Origin of the sequence: Amycolatopsis echigonensis (genome assembly GCF_002846615.1) — a bacterium.
Lineage (GTDB): Bacteria > Actinomycetota > Actinomycetes > Mycobacteriales > Pseudonocardiaceae > Amycolatopsis > Amycolatopsis echigonensis.
Genome location: NZ_PJMY01000002.1, coordinates 258,225 through 274,117, shown reverse-complemented (window position 1 = coordinate 274,117; position 15,893 = coordinate 258,225). Strand labels below are relative to the sequence as shown.

Below are 15,893 nucleotides of genomic sequence, written 5' to 3'. Positions count from 1 at the left end.
GGGTCAGGGCCGGTCAGGAGCGCCGCCTTCACAAGCCGCGCAGGGTTCGACTCCCTCGGTTGCCACTTCTTTTCGCTGAGCCGCGGCGCGGATCGGCCTGATCGGGGCTGCCTTGGGCACGGCTTAAGTCCAGCAGCCGAGCAGGCCCCGGAGACGCTTCGATCGCCCTCTGGTGAACGCTTTTCGCTGCCCTGCCCGTATACCGTGCTTTCCCACGCGGCACGGCCCGCCCTGAACACTTAGCCCTTGCGCTCACCATCCTCGCTCGCAATACTTAGCCTCATGGCTCAGCATTCGACCGCGCTCGACGGGGTGTTCGCCGCCCTCGCCGATCCGACCCGGAGGGCTGTCGTGCGGCGGCTCGGGCAGGGTCCGGCGAGCGTCGGGGAGCTGGCGGGCGACGCGCCGATGACCTTGCCGTCCTTCATGAAGCACGTGCGGATGCTCGAATCGCACGGGTTGATCCGCACCGTGAAGTCCGGGCGGGTGCGGACGTGCGTCCTCAATCGGGACCGCTTCGCGCTCGTCGAGGACTGGCTCGCCGAACAGCGGCGCGTCTGGGCCGAGCGCACTGACCGCCTCGAACAGTTCGTCACCAGCCAGGAGGACCAGCCGTGAACCCCGATCTCGATCTCGGTCTCGACCGCGTCATCCGCGCGCCGCGCAAGCGCGTCTGGGACGCCTGGACCGACCCGGCCAGCCTCGCCCGGTGGTGGATTCCGGCCCCGCTGCGGTGCCGCGTCGAGGAACTGGACGTGCGCGCCGGGGGTGCGTTCGTCACGAGGATGAGCGAGGACGGCCGCACGTTCGTCCCGCATCTCGACGCGTGTTTCCTGGTGGTCGAGGACTATGAGCGGATTGTTTTCACGAACGCGCTCGACAGCACGTGGCGGCCCGCGAATCCGCAGCCGGTCGCGATGACGGCGGAGATCGTCCTTCGCGACCATCCGGACGGCACCGACTACCGCGTCATCGTGCGGCACGGAGACCCGGCCGCACGAGAACGGCACTCCGACCTCGGATTCGCGGACGGGTGGGGCACTGTCACGGCTCAGCTCGCCCGGGTCGCGGAGAACGAGTCCTGACGCGGGTAGCGCACGACATCACGGATCTGGCCCCGTGAGTGGCGATCCCGGCTAGAACCGGCACGGCCATTCACAGGCGGGCGGCGGACACCATCGCGCGGTAGACGTCGGTGTTGTCGATCGTCCCGTCAAGCCGGTCCGAGCCGGGGCCGGTCGCGGTGACCGGGGTCGGCACGCCGCTGTGGTCGCCGGTCGTCCAGTCGACGGTCAGCGAAAGTTTGGTGCCAGGAACGGGAAACGGACCGTCCTCCTTGCCCTCGGGGGCACCGTCAGTGTCCTCAATGGCCAGTCCGCCCGTCTCGTGGTCACCGCCGATGATCACCAGCGTGTCGGGGTGCGAGCGGGTGAAGCGAAGCACTTCGGCGACGGCCGCGTCGAGCGCCCGTCCCGCGTCGAGAACGCCGTGCGCGTTGTTCTCGTGGGCCATTCCGTCGATGCCTTCTTCTTCCAGGAACAGGAAGAAACCGCGCGGGTTGGCGGAAAGCGTGTCGAGCGCCTTCTTCGCCATCACCGGCAGGGCGACCTTCGGCTGGTACGCGCCCTTGCCGTCCGGGCCGTAGTCGACCATGTCCTCGTTGGCGAACAACCCGAGCAGCCGCGGTGCCCGCGTCGCGGCGAGTTCGCTGGCGTTCCGCACGTAGGTGTAGCCGGACCGTTTCGCTTGCTCGATGAGGTTGCCGTGCGTGCTGCGGCTTTCCTCGCCCGGCTTGTCCGGCCACGCTCCCGGATCGCCCTTCGGCAGCCACCAGTCCTCGCCGCCGCCGAGGAGGACTTCCGGACGGCTTTCGGCGAGGTACTGCTTCGCGATGTCGCTCTGCAGGTCCCGTGAAGGCACGTGCGACGCGAACGCGGCCGGCGACGCACCGGTGACCTGCGCGGTCGTGACCAGACCGGTCGACTTACCGGCGCGTTTCGCCTGCTCGAGGATGGTCGGCAAACGGCGGCCTTGCGCGTCCTGCCCGACCGCGCCGTTGCGGGTCTTGTGCCCGGTGGCCAGTGCGGTCGCCGCCGCGGCCGAGTCGGTGACGAGTGCTTCCGGGTCGCCGGGGTCGGTGTGCACCAGGCCGGTGACCGGGAGCCGGTTCATGACCAGGTCGCCCGCCCGGCCGGTCGTCGCGAGCCGGACGAATTCCCGCTGCGCCGCGCCCATCCCGTCGCCCTGGATGTAGACGATGTTGCGCGCTTTCGGCTGCCAGCCGCTGGAGTCCGCGACCGGGCCGTCGCCCGCCATCGCGACCGCGGGCACCGCCCCGGCCACCGCGAGCGCGGCCGCCGCGAGCACCGTCGTCTTGCGCATCCGGACCCTCCTTTAGTTAGGAAGCTTTCCTAACATGATTTCCGGACCACCGCGAGAGCATCACCTGAACGGACGTGTCCGCCGACGGTGAACAGCACTCCGCCGGGCCTCGGCGCTCATTACGGTTGGCTCCCATGGAGACCGTCACGACGCGCACCGTCGAATACCCGGCCGACGGCCTCACCATGGTCGGGCGCCTCGCCGTCCCGGCGGGCACTGATCGGCGGCCCGCGGTCCTGATCGGACCCGAAGGCACCGGCCTGAACGACTTCCAACGCGCACGGGCCGATGCGCTCGCTGAACTGGGCTACGTCGCCCTCGCCTTCGACATCCACGGCGGCCGCTGGTTCAGCGATCCCGACGAGATGCTGGCGCGCTGCCTTCCGCTGCTCGACGACCCCGACCGGATGCGCGAAATCGGCCGCGCGGCGCTCGGCGTGCTGCTCGCCGAACCGCGGACCGACCCCAGCCGGATCGCCGGGATCGGCTACGGCACCGGCGGCGCGGTCGTGCTGGAACTCGGCCGCGCGGGCGTGGACCTGCGCGCGATCGGCACGATCAACGGGCTGGTCACCGGGCGTCCCGGCGAGGCCGCGAACATCCGCTGCCCGGTGTGGGCGGGCGTCGGCTCCGAGGACCCGATCATGCCGGCCGCGCAACGGGACGCGTTCGCCGCCGAGATGCAGGCCGCGGGCGTCGATTGGCGTCTCACGGTCTACGGCGGCGCCCTGCACGCCTTCCACCACCCGCCGGTCGGCCCGGAGCAGAGGCTTCTCCCCGGCGTCGGCTACCACCCGGTGCACGCCGAGCGGGCCTGGCGCGACGTCGTGGCCCTGCTCGCCGACAACCTGGGCTAACGAGCGAGGAACGGCCCCGGATCAGCCAAAACGCCGTGGATCGTGCGGCCCGCGGCGCCGAGTGTCGCGGCGGAATCGCCGAGGGCGGACGGGCTCAGCACCGGCACCGAACCGCGCAGGCCGGTCAACCTCGCCCGCAGCACCGCCTCCGCGGCGGGGGCCAGCCAGGGAAACAACGGGCCGAACACGCCGCCGAGCACCACGCGGTCCACATCCACCAGATTGACCGCCGACGCCAGCGCCAGCCCCAAAGCCTCCCCCGCCGCCGAGACGGCCGACAACGCCGCGTCGTCCGCTTCGGCCAAGGCCGCGGAGAGTGCGTCCACTGTGGATACTCCGGCCGCGGTCAGCATCGCTTCCTGTCCGGCGTAGGTCTCCAGGCAGCCCGCGGCGCCGCAGCGGCAGGACGGGCCGGACGGGGAAACCAGCACGTGCCCCAGTTCCCCGCCGGTGCCGCGGAACAACCGCGAGTCCACGACCAGTCCCGCGCCGATGCCGATCTCGCCTGACACATAAAGGAAATCCGCCGCCCCGGCACCGAACCACAGCTCGCCGAGCGCGCCGAGATTCGCTTCGTTGTCCACTGAGACCGGGACCGGCAGGTCCAGCGAAACGGGCACGTTCCGCCAGCCGAGGTTCGGCGCGCTCAGCACCACGCCGTCCCGCACCGGACCGGACACCGCGAGCACCGCGCCAGCGACCGTCAAACCCAGCCCGCGCGCCTCAGCCAACTCCGCGGAAGCCAACTCCCGTACCGCGTCCAGCACGGTTTCCGCCGGCGCGCCCCGGTTGTCGCGTTCGATTCGGACCGACCGGCGGACCGCGCCGGTCAGATCGAGAAGGCACGCGGCGAGATAGTCCACATTGACCTCGAGCCCCAGCGACGCCATCCGCGCGCCGCTCAGCGACACCTCGACGCCGGGCCGGCCGCGCTCCCCCGCTCGCACGGCAGCGGTCTCCGCCAGGAACCCCGCGTCCACCAGCGAGCCGACCAAAGTGGACACAGTCGACTTGGTCAGCCCGGTCAGCTCCGCCAGCGCGGCGCGGGTGAGCGGGCCGCCGCGGCTGATCTCGCCGAGCACCAGCTCGAGGTTCCGCGCCCGCATCGCTTCGTGCCGGACCGGCTCCATGTCCACCTCCGCTCTTGACGGCCGGGGCGGCCGCGGCGCAGTATTTAGTCTACATCGTGAACTAAATGAAAGGACGGGCATGGCCGACTACGCCCCCGTGCCGGAAGACAAATTCTCATTCGGGTTGTGGACCGTCGGCTGGCCCGCGGCCGACCCGTTCGGCGTCGCCACCCGCCCGCCGCTCGACCCGGTCGAGAGCGTGCACCGGCTGGCGGACCTGGGCGCGTACGGCGTCACCTTCCACGACGACGACCTCCTCGCCACCGAACCGGACCGCGACGCCGCGATCGCCAAGTTCAAGCGGGCGCTGGCGGACACCGGCCTGCGCGTGCCGATGGCGACGACGAACCTGTTCAGCCACCCGGTCTTCAAGGACGGCGGCCTGACCAGCAACGACCGCGACATCCGGCGTTACGCGCTCACCAAGGTCCGGCGCAATCTCGACCTCGCCGCGGAACTCGGCGCGCAGACCTACGTCCTGTGGGGCGGTCGCGAGGGCGCGGAATCCGACGCGGCGAAAGACGTCCGCGCCGCGCTCGCCCGGTACAAGGAAGGCCTCGACGTCCTCGCCGACTACGCCGTTTCGCAGGGCTACGACCTCCGGTTCGCGCTCGAGCCGAAGCCGAACGAACCGCGCGGCGACATCCTGCTGCCGACGATCGGCCACGCGCTGGGCTTCATCTCGCAGCTGGAGCGGCCCGAACTGTTCGGGCTGAACCCGGAGGTCGGCCACGAGCAGATGGCCGGGCTGAACTTCGTGCACGGCATCGCGCAGGCGCTGTGGCAGGGCAAGCTGTTCCACCTCGACCTCAACGGCCAGCACGGCCCGAAATACGACCAGGACCTGATCTTCGGCCACGGCGATCTCACCAGCGCGTTCTTCCTCGTCGACCTGCTGGAGCACGGCGGCTACGACGGCCCGCGCCACTTCGACTACAAACCGCTGCGCACCGAGGATCCCGAGGACGTCTGGGTTTCCGCGGCGGCGAACATGCGCACCTACCTGATCCTGCGCGAAAAAGCCCGCGCGTTCCGGGCCGATCCGGCAGTCGCCGAAGCGCTTGCCGCGTCGCGGGTCCCGGAGCTGGCCACGCCGACGCTGTCCGAGGGCGAAACTCTGGACGATCTGGCCGCTGACGACTTCGATGTCGAAGCAGCCGGCCGCCGCGGGTACCACTTCACCCGGCTCAACCAGCTGGCCTTGGAGCATCTGCTGGGCGTCCGGTAAATCAGGCGACGCGGGTGGCGGCGGTGTTTTACCGTTGCGGGCAACACGTTGACGGAGACGAGTAGCGCGGGGCGCGGCGAGGGACAGAGAGCTGCCGCCGGTGAGAAGGCAGCGTCGCGGCCCCGCGCGAAGACACTCCTGAGTGCGGGGAGGAAATGCCCCGCCGGCCCGGCCGCCGTCATCCGGCCAGAACGAGGCCGCCCGCCGGGCGGCGAAGGTGCGGTGGCACCGCGAGTGTCCCTTCTCGCCCGCACCCCCAAGGGGTCGCCGAGTGCGCTCAGGAGAAGGAATGAGTACCCGCACCCCGGTGGCCTGCCTGCGTGACCGCGTGGGCTCCACCGTGACGATCGCCGGCTGGGTGCACCGCCGGCGCGTCTTGAAATCCGTGGCGTTCCTGGTCGTCCGCGACCGATCCGGTACCGCGCAAGCGGTTTTCGCCGAGCCGCCGGATGTTGCCGAGGAAACCGTTGTGCGGCTCACCGGGCAGGTGGTCGCCAATCCGCGGGCGCCGCAAGGAGTCGAGCTCCGGGAGCCTCTTTGGGAGGTGCTGTCCGCACCGGAAAAACGGCCGCCGTTCGAACTGTATCGGCCTGAGGTGGCCGCTGGTTTGCCTGTGGTACTGGACAACGCGGCGGTCGCGTTGCGGCATCCGGTGCTGCGTAGGCGATTCGAGGTGGCCGCGGCCAGCGTCGCGGCGTTTCGGCGAGTGCTGGACGGCCAGGGCTTCACCGAGATCCATACGCCGAAGATCGTCGCTACCGCGACGGAATCCGGAGCGAATGTGTTCCGGCTCGATTACTTCGGCCGTCCGGCTTGTCTCGCGCAGTCGCCGCAGTTTTTCAAGCAGGCCATGGTCGGAGTCTTCGAGCGGGTGTACGAGGTGGGGCCGGTCTTCCGGGCCGAACCCCACGACACCGCACGACATCTGGCTCAGTACACGAGTCTCGACGCGGAACTGGGCTTCATCTCCGACCACCGGGACGTCATGGCCGTGCTGCGCGACGTCGTGGCGGAGATGGCCGCCGCTGCCGGGCCGGACGCGCCGGTGGTGCCGGACGAGATTCCGTCGATCGATTTCGCCGCGGCGCAAGAACTTCTGGCGCGAAACATCGGCGAGGACCCGCGCGGCGAACCGGACCTCGCGCCCGCGCACGAACGGTGGCTGTGCGAGTGGGCCGAGCGGGAACACAGGTCGGAATTCCTGTTCGTGACCGGATACCCGATGGCGAAACGGCCGTTCTACACCCAGCCGGACCCGGCGGACCCCGCCCGGTCGAACAGTTTCGACCTGCTTTTCCGCGGCCTGGAACTGGTCACCGGCGGCCAGCGGCTCCATCGGTACGCGGACTACCTGGCCGTGCTCGGCGAGGAAGCCGGGCAGTACTCGGACTACCTCGACGCGTTCGCGTACGGAATGCCGCCGCACGGCAGGTTCGCGATCGGGCTGGAGCGATGGGTCGCGCGAGTGCTGGGCGCGGCCAATGTGCGCGGGGCGACGCTCTTCCCGCGAGACCTGCACCGCCTGCGCCCGTGACGGTTCCGGGAGGGGAACCCCGCGGAAATCAGGGTGCCCCTCCCGGACCGCTCACTGGGCAGCGAAGGTGAGCGCGCCCAGTGCGGTGACCAACGGGGCCAGCTCCGGAAGTTCCTCCGCCTCGGCGAGCGCGGCGGAGAGCGCCGCGTCGTGCGTCGGGCGGGCGGCGGCCAGCAGCTTCTGCCCGGACGGGGTGACCTCGGTGTAGATGCCGCGCCGGTCGTCCTGGCACAGGTACCGCGACAGCAGGCCGCGCTCCTCCAGCCGCGTGACCAGCCGGGTCGTCGCCGACTGGCTCAGCACCACCGCGTTGGCCAGCTGGCTCATCCGCAGGTGGAAGCCGTCCTGGCGGCCGAGCACGTCGAGCACCGTGTACTCGCTCACCGACAGCTCGTGCTCGCTTTCCAGCGCGCGATTCAGCCGGTCTTCGATCCGCGCGTGCAGCGCCGCCAGCGTCCGCCAGCCTTGCGCGCGCGCCTCGACGGCGTCGTCCGACACCGACATGGTGCACCTCCTCCAGGCGGCCCGGTTGCGGGCGGCCGCGGCCCCGAGCGTCTTCGGCGCGCGCAAGTATTGCGCGCGCCGGTAGTACTCAGCTGCCACTGTACTCGCGAAACGGCCGGGCGGGCTCCTCCGCCAGCCTGACCAGCTCCGCTTTGGCCTCCGCCCGACGGCGAGTAAATTGGCCCCGCTACCCCGGGGGAAGGGCGATCGGAGATGACCGGCACCGGCGATTCGGACGCGGCCACCACCGCGAGACGGTTCGCGCTGGGCCGGTACGGGCCCGCTCCGCTGGTCCTGGCCGGCCGGTACGCGGTGGGCGAGCGGATCGGCGAAGGCGCGACGGCCTGCGTGCACCAGGCCGAGGACCGCGAAACCGGTGCCGAGGTCGCGGTGAAGCTGTTCCACGCCGGAGCGGTGGAACTGGGCCGCCACCGCCGGGACCAGGAGATCGCGGCACTGCGCGCGGTGCGCCATCCCGGGCTGGTGAGTTTCGTCGACGCCGGGGTCGACGAGGGGTACGCGTACCTTGTCATGGACTGCGTGCAGGGGCCGAACCTGTCCGAATGGCTGCGCTCCGGACCGCTGCCCGCCGGCCAGGTCGTGGAGCTGGGCGCGCAGCTGGCCGAGGCGCTCGCCCACGTGCACGCGCACGAGGTGACGCACCGGGATCTCAAGCCCGCCAACATCCTCATGTCCGACGACGGCCCGCGGATCGCCGACTTCGGCGTCGCGCGCATCGTGGACGCGACCCGCGTGACCGACACCGGCGCGGTCGTCGGGACAGCGGCCTACCTCTCGCCGGAGCAGGTGCTCGGCGAGCAGCCCGGCCCGCCTTCGGACGTGTACGCACTGGGGCTCGTTCTCCTGGAATGCCTGACCGGCGTCCGCGAATACCCGGGCACGGCGGCGGAAACCGCGGTGGTGCGGCTGCATCGGGCGCCACGGGTGCCGCCGGACACGCCGGAACCGCTGGCGAGAACCTTGCGCGCGATGACCATGCGCGATCCGGAAGAAAGACCGTCCGCGACCGCCGTGGCGCGTGCGTTGCGCGGCACGGAAACGTTGCGGCTTCCGATCAAAACGCGGCTGGCGGTCTTCTGCCGCCGCCACCGGGTCTCGCGGCGGCGCGCGGTGCTCGCGGCGGGCCTGCCGGTGGCGCTGGTCGCGGCGGGGACGCTGCTGCTCGCTGCTCCGCTCCGGCCGAGCACCGGGTCCGCGCCGGTCCCCGAACCGGCTCGGGCTCCGGTTTCTCCGCCCTCGTCCGCTCCGTCCGATTCACCGGACTCGGCCCCGCGGCACGCGTCGTCGGCCCTGCCAGCACGTTCGGCGAAAGCGGACGCGCCCGCGCAAACCACGACGCCGCCGCCGAGCCCGACGACCCGCACCGTGCCGTCCGGCCAGGCGAACCCACCGAGCGAACCGGGCCGGACTCCGCCGAGAACGCCGCCAGGACTGACCAAATTGCCCCAGGTTCCCAGCACCGGCCCGCCGAGCGGGAAGAATCCACATTAGACAGACCGGCCACCCGGTCGGCTGACGCGGCGCAATTCGGTGGCGAAGTCCGTCCCGGCGCGCGATCCTGGTGGCGAGCCGGGGAGGTGGGACCGATGACCGCACACGCACGTCGGTTCGGAAGGCAGTGCCGGGAACACTTCGGGCGCCCGGACGCCGCCCGCGCCGCCGAGCCGAAACCGGACGCCGAGGCCGTTCCAGCGCCGGAGCAAGCGGCGAAGGCAGACCAAGTGACGGAAGAACAGGTCCAGTCCGGGAAGTGAAATTTCCCTTGCCGCGCAAGGGCTGGGCTTACTCCGCGCGCGGCGCGGCCTCGATCGCCAGCACCGCGATGTCGTCGTGGCCGGAATTCCCGAGCCACGCCCGCACCGCCTCGCGCAGCCGGCGCACGACTTCCCTCGCCGGCTGCCCGACGCAGTCCTCCAGCACCGTGTAGAGCCGTTCGTCGCCGAACAGTTCGGTGGATTCCGTGCGGTTGCGGGCTTCGGTGACGCCGTCGGTGTAGAGCAGGCAGACGTCGCCCTCGTCCAGATGCGTCGTCTCCTCGGCGAAGCGGGCTTGGGGCGACACGCCGACCAGCGTGCCGGGCACGCTGATCTCCTCGACCCGTCCCCCGCGCCGCAGCACGAGCGGGGCGGGATGGCCGCCGGAGGCGAGCGTGACGTCGAGCCCGGAGTCCGCGGCCGCGACCGAACCGAGCACGAGCGTCGCGAACCGGTTGCTGCCGCCGGAGATCAGGAGTTCGTTGAGCAGCCGCAGCATTGTCCGGCCGTCGCGTTCGACCAGGTGCAGGGCGGCCAGCGAATGCCGCACCCGCCCGGTCAGCGCGGCCGCCTCGGCGCCCTTGCCGCAGATGTCGCCGACGACCACGAACGCGCTGCCGTCGTCGCGGGAAAGGACGTCGTAGAAATCGCCGCCGACGCCCAGCACTCCGCCGGCGGGTTCGTACCACAGCTCGAAATTCGCGCCGTCGACTTGCGCGGGCGGCGTCGGCAGCAACGTCGACTCCAGCCCGCGGGTGGCTTCCTCCTGACGCGCATAACGCTGCGCGTTGGCCAGCGCCGTACCAGCCGCGTCCGCGAACGCCTCGACTGCTTCACCTTGCGACAGCCCGAACGCCGGCTCGCCGCGCCTGCCGAGCAGCACCGCGCCTGCCATGCCGGAGCCGAACGAGACCACCGACACCTCGAGATGCCCCTCGAACGGCTCGGCTACCGCCGCCGGAAGCGCCGCGACCTCGGTCGCGGGCACCGGGCGGACCTCGGGCCGGGCGACGTCGGTGACCGCGTCCGACACGACCGGCGCGAGCTGCGGCGGAACCCGCCGGATCCGGCCGTGGCCCGCCGCGCCGTGCTCGGTGCAGCTCCACCATTCCCAGCGGCCGCGGGTCGTCGGCAGCAGCACGAACGCGCAATCGCCCAACGCGGACGCGGCCAGTTCGGCGATCACCCGCGCCGTGCCGTGCCGTCCGCGCGCGAGCGCCAGTTTCGGACCGGCCTCGGCGAGGAACTCTTCTGGCCGGCGACGGCCGTCGTCGACCACGGTCCAGGCACGCCAGCCTCCGGGAAGCACGCGGACCTTGGCCGGCCGGTGGCCGACCTTGCCGGTGGTCTCGGTCACGCTGACGAGTTCGGCCGGGCCGAGCCGTTCGGCGGCCGCGTTGGCCCAGCGCAGGGCGCCTTCGGGGTCCTGCAGGAAGACCGGCTCGCGGACGTCGTCGAGCACCGAGCGCCAGAAACCGGCGTGCTCGGGCAGGTCGGCGCCGGGTGGCAGGGCCGACGCCGGAGCGGGCCGTGACACCATGCACGAACCTCCTGCCTCCGGGTCGACCTGACGGTCCTGGTCCTTCCAGGTTGGCACAGTGTGCGCGGGCGGACTGGGTCGAAGTGTAGGGCGAACCGTGGCAGGCTGGGTCGACGACCATGGCTGACACACGCGTGGTGGGAAGGTCGGCAGAGATGACAGAGTCCCCCCAGACTTCCGGGCGCTCCCGGAACGCCGGGGCCCAGGAACCGGAATTCGTCCCGGCGAGCGAGGTCGCGGCGCTGGAGCGGCTGCTCGCCGCGGTCCACGACCTCGGGGACGGCAACTTCCGGCGGCGTTTCGTGGCGCACGGCGACGGGATCACCGCCCGGCTCGCGTCCGCGTTCAACGACATCGCCGAGCGCAATCAGCGGCTGGTGACGGAACTCATGCGCGTGCGCACCGCGGTGGGCCAGGAAGGCAGGCTCACCGAGCGCGTGCGCGCCGAGATCGGCCCGGGCGGCTGGAGCGCCGCGGTCGACACGGTGAACGGGCTGATCGAGGACGTCAGCCGTCCGGTCGTGGAGCTGGACCGGGTGCTGGGCGCGGTCGCCGAGGGCGATCTGTCGCAGCCGATGGCGCTGCAGCTGGACGGCCGTCCGCTGCGCGGGCAGTACGCCGAGCTGGCCAAGACCGTGAACGGCCTCAACGCGCAGCTGTCGCGGTTCGCCGCCGAAGTGATCCGGCTCTCTCGCGAGATCGCCGGTGAGGGCCGCCTCGGCGGTCAGGCCGAGGTCCCCGGCGTGGCCGGGACGTGGCGCGATCTCACCGACTCGGTCAACTTCCTCGCCGACAACCTCACCGAGCAGGTCCGGAACATCGCGTCGGTCACCACCGCGGTGGCCCGGGGCGACCTCACGCAGAAGATCAACGTCGACGCCCGGGGCGAGATCCTCGAGCTGAAGAACACCATCAACACGATGGTCGACCAGCTGTCGTCGTTCGCCGACGAGGTGACCCGCGTGTCGCGCGAGGTCGGGTCCGAAGGGCGGCTGGGCGGCCAGGCGCGCGTGCCGGGCGTCGCGGGCACCTGGCGCGACCTCACCGACTCGGTGAACCTGATGGCGGACAACCTGACCGACCAGGTCCGCAACATCTCGCAGGTCGCCACGGCGGTCGCGGCGGGCGATCTGACGAAGAAGATCGACGTCGACGCGCGCGGCGAGATCCTGCAGCTCAAGACGACGCTGAACACGATGGTCGACCAGCTCTCGTCGTTCGCCGACGAGGTCACCCGAGTCGCCCGCGAGGTCGGCAGCGAGGGCCGCCTCGGCGGTCAGGCGGAGGTGCCCGGCGCGGCCGGCACCTGGCGCGGCCTGACCGACTCGGTCAACCAGATGGCCGACAACCTGACCGACCAGGTCCGCAACATCTCGCACGTGACCACCGCCGTCGCGAAGGGCGACCTGACGCAGAAGATCACCGTGGACGCCCGCGGCGAGATCCTCGAGCTCAAGACCACGATGAACACGATGGTCGACCAGCTCTCGTCCTTCGCCGACGAGGTCACCCGGGTCGCCCGCGAGGTCGGCACCGAGGGGCAGCTGGGCGGCCAGGCCACCGTGCCCGGGGTCGCCGGCATCTGGCGCGACCTGACCGGCTCGGTGAACTTCATGGCGAACAACCTCACCGCGCAGGTCCGCAACATCGCGCAGGTCGCGACGGCGGTGGCGCGAGGCGACCTCACGAAGAAGATCGCGGTCGACGCCAAGGGCGAGATCCTGGAGCTGAAGACCACGCTGAACACGATGGTCGACCAGCTGTCCGCGTTCGCCGACGAGGTCACCCGCGTGTCCCGCGAAGTCGGCACGGACGGGAAGCTCGGCGGACAGGCGACCGTGCCGGGCGTCGCGGGCACCTGGAAAGACCTCACCGACAACGTGAACTTCATGGCCAACAACCTGACCGAGCAGGTGCGGAACATCTCGCACGTCACCTCGGCAGTGGCCCGCGGCGACCTGACGCAGAAGATCACCGTCGACGCGCGCGGTGAGATCCTCGAGCTGAAGAACATCCTCAACACCATGGTCGACCAGCTGTCCGCCTTCGCGGACGAGGTCACCCGTGTCGCCCGCGAGGTCGGCACCGAGGGCCGCCTCGGCGGCCAGGCGCGCGTCCCGGGCGTCGCGGGGATCTGGAAAGACCTCACCGACAACGTGAACGTCATGGCCGACAACCTGACGGTGCAGGTGCGGAGCATCGCCACGATGGCGAGCGCGGTGGCGAACGGCGACCTGTCGAAGAAGATCTCGATCGACGCGGCGGGCGAGGTCGCGGCGCTGGCCGGGACGCTGAACGACATGGTCGAGACGCTGCGCGCGTTCGCCGACGAGGTCACCCGCGTCGCCCGCGAGGTCGGCACGGAAGGCATCCTCGGCGGCCAGGCGCGGGTGCCCGGCGTGGCCGGGACCTGGAAGGACCTGACCGAGAACGTCAACTTCATGGCGCACAACCTGACCAGCCAGGTGCGGAACATCTCGCAGGTCACGACCGCGGTCGCGCGCGGCGACCTGTCGCGCAAGATCGACGTCGACGCCCGGGGCGAGATCCTCGAGCTGAAGACCACGATGAACACGATGGTCGACCAGCTGTCCGCGTTCGCCGCGGAGGTCACGCGTGTTGCCCGCGAGGTCGGCACCGAGGGCAAGCTGGGCGGCCAGGCCGAGGTCGAGGGCGTGTCCGGCACCTGGAAGCGGCTGACCGAGAGCGTGAACCAGCTGGCCGGCAACCTGACCACGCAGGTCCGCGCGATCGGCCAGGTCGCCACGGCGGTGACCGCGGGCGATCTCACGCGGCACATCACCGTGGACGCGTCCGGCGAGCTGGCGGACCTCAAGGACAACATCAACCAGATGATCGCGAACCTCAAGGAGACCACCTCCGCGAACCGCGAACAGGACTGGCTGAAGACGAACCTGGCGCGGCTGTCGGGGAGGATGCAGGGCCATCGCGACCTCGCGTCGGTGGCGACGCTGATCCTGTCCGAGCTGGCCCCGCTGGTGAGCGCGCAGCAGGGCGCGTTCTTCATCGCGCACGACGACGAGGACGGCGGCGACCCGGACAAGCTGCTCGACTGCATCGCCGCCTACGGCCTCGCCCAGGCCCGCACCGGGCTGCGGTTCCGGCTCGGCGAATCGCTGATCGGCCAGGCCGCGGTGGACCGCCGGACGATACTGGTCAACGGCGCTCCCCCGGAGTACGCGCTGGTGTCGTCCGGGCTCGGCTCAGCGCCGCCGGTGAACGTGATCGTGCTGCCGGTGCTGTTCCAGGGCGAGGTGCTCGGCGTGCTGGAACTGGCGTCGGTCAACGAGTTCTCCGCGGTGCATCTGGACCTGCTGGAGCAGCTGCGGCACACGATCGGCGTCAACGTGAACACGATCCTGTCGAACTCGCGCACCGAGGCGCTGCTGACCGAATCGCAGCGGCTGGCCCAGGAACTGCGCGCGCGGTCCGAGCAGCTGCAGGCCCAGCAGGGCGAACTGCGCCGGTCGAACACCGAACTGGCCGAGAAGGCGGCGCTGCTGGCCCAGCAGAACCGCGACATCGAGGTCAAGAACATCGAGATCGAGCAGGCCCGCCAGGAGCTGGAGGAACGGGCCGGGCAGCTGACGGTCGCCTCGCAGTACAAGAACGAGTTCATGGCGAACATGTCGCACGAGCTGCGAACTCCGCTCAACAGCGCGCTGATCCTGGCGAAACTGCTGTCGGAGAACCCGGAGGGCAACCTCACGGAGAAGCAGATCCAGTTCGCGAAGACGATCTGGGCGGCGGGCAGCGATCTTCAGCAGCTGATCAACGACATCCTCGATCTGGCGAAGGTCGAGGCCGGGAAGCTGGACCTGCAGATGTCCGACGTGACGCTGCCGGAGCTGGTGAACTACGTCGAATCGCTGTGCCGCCCGCTGACCGCGGACAAGGGCCTGGAGTTCGCGGTCCTGATCGACCCGCCGGTGCCGGGCAGCGTGCACACCGACGAGCACCGGCTGCAGCAGGTGCTGCGGAACCTGCTGTCGAACGCCGCGAAGTTCACCGACGAGGGCGGCGTGCGCCTGCACATCCGGATGGCCGACCCCGAGGAGGTCGAACAGGAATCCCTGCGCTCGGCGGCCGGGATCATCGCGTTCGCGGTCGAGGACACCGGGATCGGGATTCCGGAGGAGAAGCTGGAGGTCATCTTCGACGCCTTCCGCCAGGCCGACGGAACGACGAGCCGCAAGTACGGCGGAACGGGCCTCGGCCTGTCGATCAGCCAGCAGCTGACGGAACTCCTGAGCGGCGAACTGCGCGTTAGCAGCGTCCCGGGCAAGGGCAGCACCTTCACGCTGTACCTGCCGGTGGGCGCCGCGAACCTGATCGCCCCGACGACGCCCGTGCGTCCCACGCCGAAGCTGCCGGTCCTGCCGAGCACGATCACCGTGGCCGAGCCGAACAGCGCCCCGAAGCGGTTCAACGGCGAAAAGGTCCTGATCGTCGACGACGACCTGCGCAACGTCTTCGCCCTCGCGGCGGTGCTGGAGCAGGCAGGCCTGGAAGTCATCTACGCCGACACCGGCGTGGCCGGGATCCGGGCCCTGGAACGCCACGAGGACACCGCGCTGGTGCTGATGGACGTGATGATGCCGGAACTGGACGGCAACGCGACCATCGCAGCCATCCGAGCCGAAGCGGCCCACGAAGACCTGCCCGTGATCGCCGTCACAGCCAAGGCGACGGAGGAAGACCGCGAACGCACCCTGGCTTCGGGGGCGGACGACTACATCACGAAGCCGGTGGACACTGATCTGCTGCTGGACGTGATCGCCGCCCGCCTGGAGGCGGACGCGGCGTCGTCCGAGGTGGAAACGATGGAGCGGGTGACGGGAATCGAACCCGCGTAGCTAGTTTGGAAGACTAGGGCTCTACCATTGAGCTACACCCGCAGCGCCCTCGGTGACCCGGGAGCG

Annotated in this window: 12 protein-coding genes and 1 tRNA gene; 8 read left to right on the top strand and 5 right to left on the bottom strand. The window is 70.7% G+C overall.

Annotated features, from left to right (window positions below):
* Window positions 1–282 precede the first annotated feature (282 nt).
* Both ATK30_RS02900 and ATK30_RS02895 read left to right on the top strand, forming a co-directional pair.
* Window positions 283–618, top strand: coding sequence for an ArsR/SmtB family transcription factor (locus tag ATK30_RS02900; protein WP_101434179.1), 336 nt, complete (start codon window positions 283–285; stop codon window positions 616–618).
* Complete coding sequence (locus ATK30_RS02895) at window positions 615–1,085, top strand: SRPBCC domain-containing protein (RefSeq protein WP_101434178.1); 471 nt, start codon at window positions 615–617, stop codon at window positions 1,083–1,085. The genes ATK30_RS02900 and ATK30_RS02895 overlap by 4 nt, the downstream gene beginning before the upstream one ends.
* A gap of 70 nt (window positions 1,086–1,155) precedes the next feature.
* Here ATK30_RS02895 and ATK30_RS02890 read toward each other — a convergent pair whose 3' ends face one another.
* Complete coding sequence (locus ATK30_RS02890) at window positions 1,156–2,382, bottom strand: alkaline phosphatase (RefSeq protein ID WP_101434177.1); 1,227 nt, start codon at window positions 2,380–2,382, stop codon at window positions 1,156–1,158.
* Window positions 2,383–2,516: 134 nt separating this feature from the next.
* Between ATK30_RS02890 and ATK30_RS02885 the strand changes: the two genes are divergently transcribed.
* On the top strand, window positions 2,517–3,239 hold the full coding sequence (locus ATK30_RS02885; protein ID WP_101434176.1) for a dienelactone hydrolase family protein: 723 nt from the start codon (window positions 2,517–2,519) through the stop codon (window positions 3,237–3,239).
* Here ATK30_RS02885 and ATK30_RS02880 read toward each other — a convergent pair.
* Window positions 3,236–4,369: an ROK family transcriptional regulator gene (locus ATK30_RS02880; protein WP_101434175.1), complete on the bottom strand. Its 1,134-nt coding sequence runs from the start codon at window positions 4,367–4,369 to the stop codon at window positions 3,236–3,238. The genes ATK30_RS02885 and ATK30_RS02880 overlap by 4 nt on opposite strands.
* A 79-nt stretch (window positions 4,370–4,448) precedes the next feature.
* Between ATK30_RS02880 and xylA the strand changes: the two genes are divergently transcribed.
* Both xylA and aspS read left to right on the top strand, forming a co-directional pair.
* The gene (gene xylA, locus ATK30_RS02875; RefSeq protein ID WP_101434174.1) at window positions 4,449–5,597 is read left to right on the top strand and encodes a xylose isomerase; all 1,149 of its coding nucleotides are present in this window, start codon (window positions 4,449–4,451) and stop codon (window positions 5,595–5,597) included.
* A 289-nt stretch (window positions 5,598–5,886) separates the two neighbouring features.
* Complete coding sequence (aspS, locus tag ATK30_RS02870; protein ID WP_101434173.1) at window positions 5,887–7,131, top strand: aspartate--tRNA(Asn) ligase; 1,245 nt, start codon at window positions 5,887–5,889, stop codon at window positions 7,129–7,131.
* Window positions 7,132–7,182: 51 nt separating this feature from the next.
* Here the strand turns inward: aspS and ATK30_RS02865 are convergent, their stop codons facing one another.
* Window positions 7,183–7,635, bottom strand: coding sequence for a MarR family winged helix-turn-helix transcriptional regulator (locus tag ATK30_RS02865; RefSeq protein ID WP_101434172.1), 453 nt, complete (start codon window positions 7,633–7,635; stop codon window positions 7,183–7,185).
* A gap of 213 nt (window positions 7,636–7,848) precedes the next feature.
* Here ATK30_RS02865 and ATK30_RS02860 point away from each other — a divergent pair, with 213 nt between their 5' ends.
* Window positions 7,849–9,147 carry a serine/threonine-protein kinase gene (locus ATK30_RS02860; RefSeq protein WP_101434171.1) on the top strand — a complete coding sequence of 433 codons (1,299 nt, stop codon included), beginning with the start codon at window positions 7,849–7,851 and terminating at the stop codon, window positions 9,145–9,147.
* Window positions 9,148–9,242: 95 nt separating this feature from the next.
* On the top strand, window positions 9,243–9,410 hold the full coding sequence (locus ATK30_RS44970; RefSeq protein ID WP_158242444.1) for a hypothetical protein: 168 nt from the start codon (window positions 9,243–9,245) through the stop codon (window positions 9,408–9,410).
* A gap of 28 nt (window positions 9,411–9,438) precedes the next feature.
* Here ATK30_RS44970 and ATK30_RS02855 read toward each other — a convergent pair whose 3' ends face one another.
* A complete protein-coding gene (locus ATK30_RS02855) occupies window positions 9,439–10,950 on the bottom strand; it encodes a SpoIIE family protein phosphatase (RefSeq protein ID WP_101434170.1) in 1,512 nt (503 codons plus the stop codon).
* 155 nt (window positions 10,951–11,105) lie between these two features.
* On the opposite strand from ATK30_RS02855, the gene ATK30_RS02850 reads away from it, so the two are divergent.
* A complete protein-coding gene (locus tag ATK30_RS02850) occupies window positions 11,106–15,827 on the top strand; it encodes a HAMP domain-containing protein (protein WP_208637250.1) in 4,722 nt (1,573 codons plus the stop codon).
* Here the strand turns inward: ATK30_RS02850 and ATK30_RS02845 are convergent.
* Window positions 15,796–15,869, bottom strand: a tRNA-Gly gene (locus tag ATK30_RS02845). The genes ATK30_RS02850 and ATK30_RS02845 overlap by 32 nt on opposite strands.
* Window positions 15,870–15,893 lie beyond the last annotated feature (24 nt).

Coding starts and splice junctions, on each gene's coding strand:
- ATK30_RS02900 (WP_101434179.1), top strand. CDS start 283: ATGGCTCAGCATTCGACCGCGCTCGACGGGGTGTTCGCCGCCCTCGCC.
- ATK30_RS02890 (WP_101434177.1), bottom strand. CDS start 2,382: ATGCGCAAGACGACGGTGCTCGCGGCGGCCGCGCTCGCGGTGGCCGGG.
- ATK30_RS02885 (WP_101434176.1), top strand. CDS start 2,517: ATGGAGACCGTCACGACGCGCACCGTCGAATACCCGGCCGACGGCCTC.
- ATK30_RS02880 (WP_101434175.1), bottom strand. CDS start 4,369: ATGGAGCCGGTCCGGCACGAAGCGATGCGGGCGCGGAACCTCGAGCTG.
- xylA (WP_101434174.1), top strand. CDS start 4,449: ATGGCCGACTACGCCCCCGTGCCGGAAGACAAATTCTCATTCGGGTTG.
- aspS (WP_101434173.1), top strand. CDS start 5,887: ATGAGTACCCGCACCCCGGTGGCCTGCCTGCGTGACCGCGTGGGCTCC.
- ATK30_RS02865 (WP_101434172.1), bottom strand. CDS start 7,635: ATGTCGGTGTCGGACGACGCCGTCGAGGCGCGCGCGCAAGGCTGGCGG.
- ATK30_RS02860 (WP_101434171.1), top strand. CDS start 7,849: ATGACCGGCACCGGCGATTCGGACGCGGCCACCACCGCGAGACGGTTC.
- ATK30_RS44970 (WP_158242444.1), top strand. CDS start 9,243: ATGACCGCACACGCACGTCGGTTCGGAAGGCAGTGCCGGGAACACTTC.
- ATK30_RS02855 (WP_101434170.1), bottom strand. CDS start 10,950: ATGGTGTCACGGCCCGCTCCGGCGTCGGCCCTGCCACCCGGCGCCGAC.
- ATK30_RS02850 (WP_208637250.1), top strand. CDS start 11,106: ATGACAGAGTCCCCCCAGACTTCCGGGCGCTCCCGGAACGCCGGGGCC.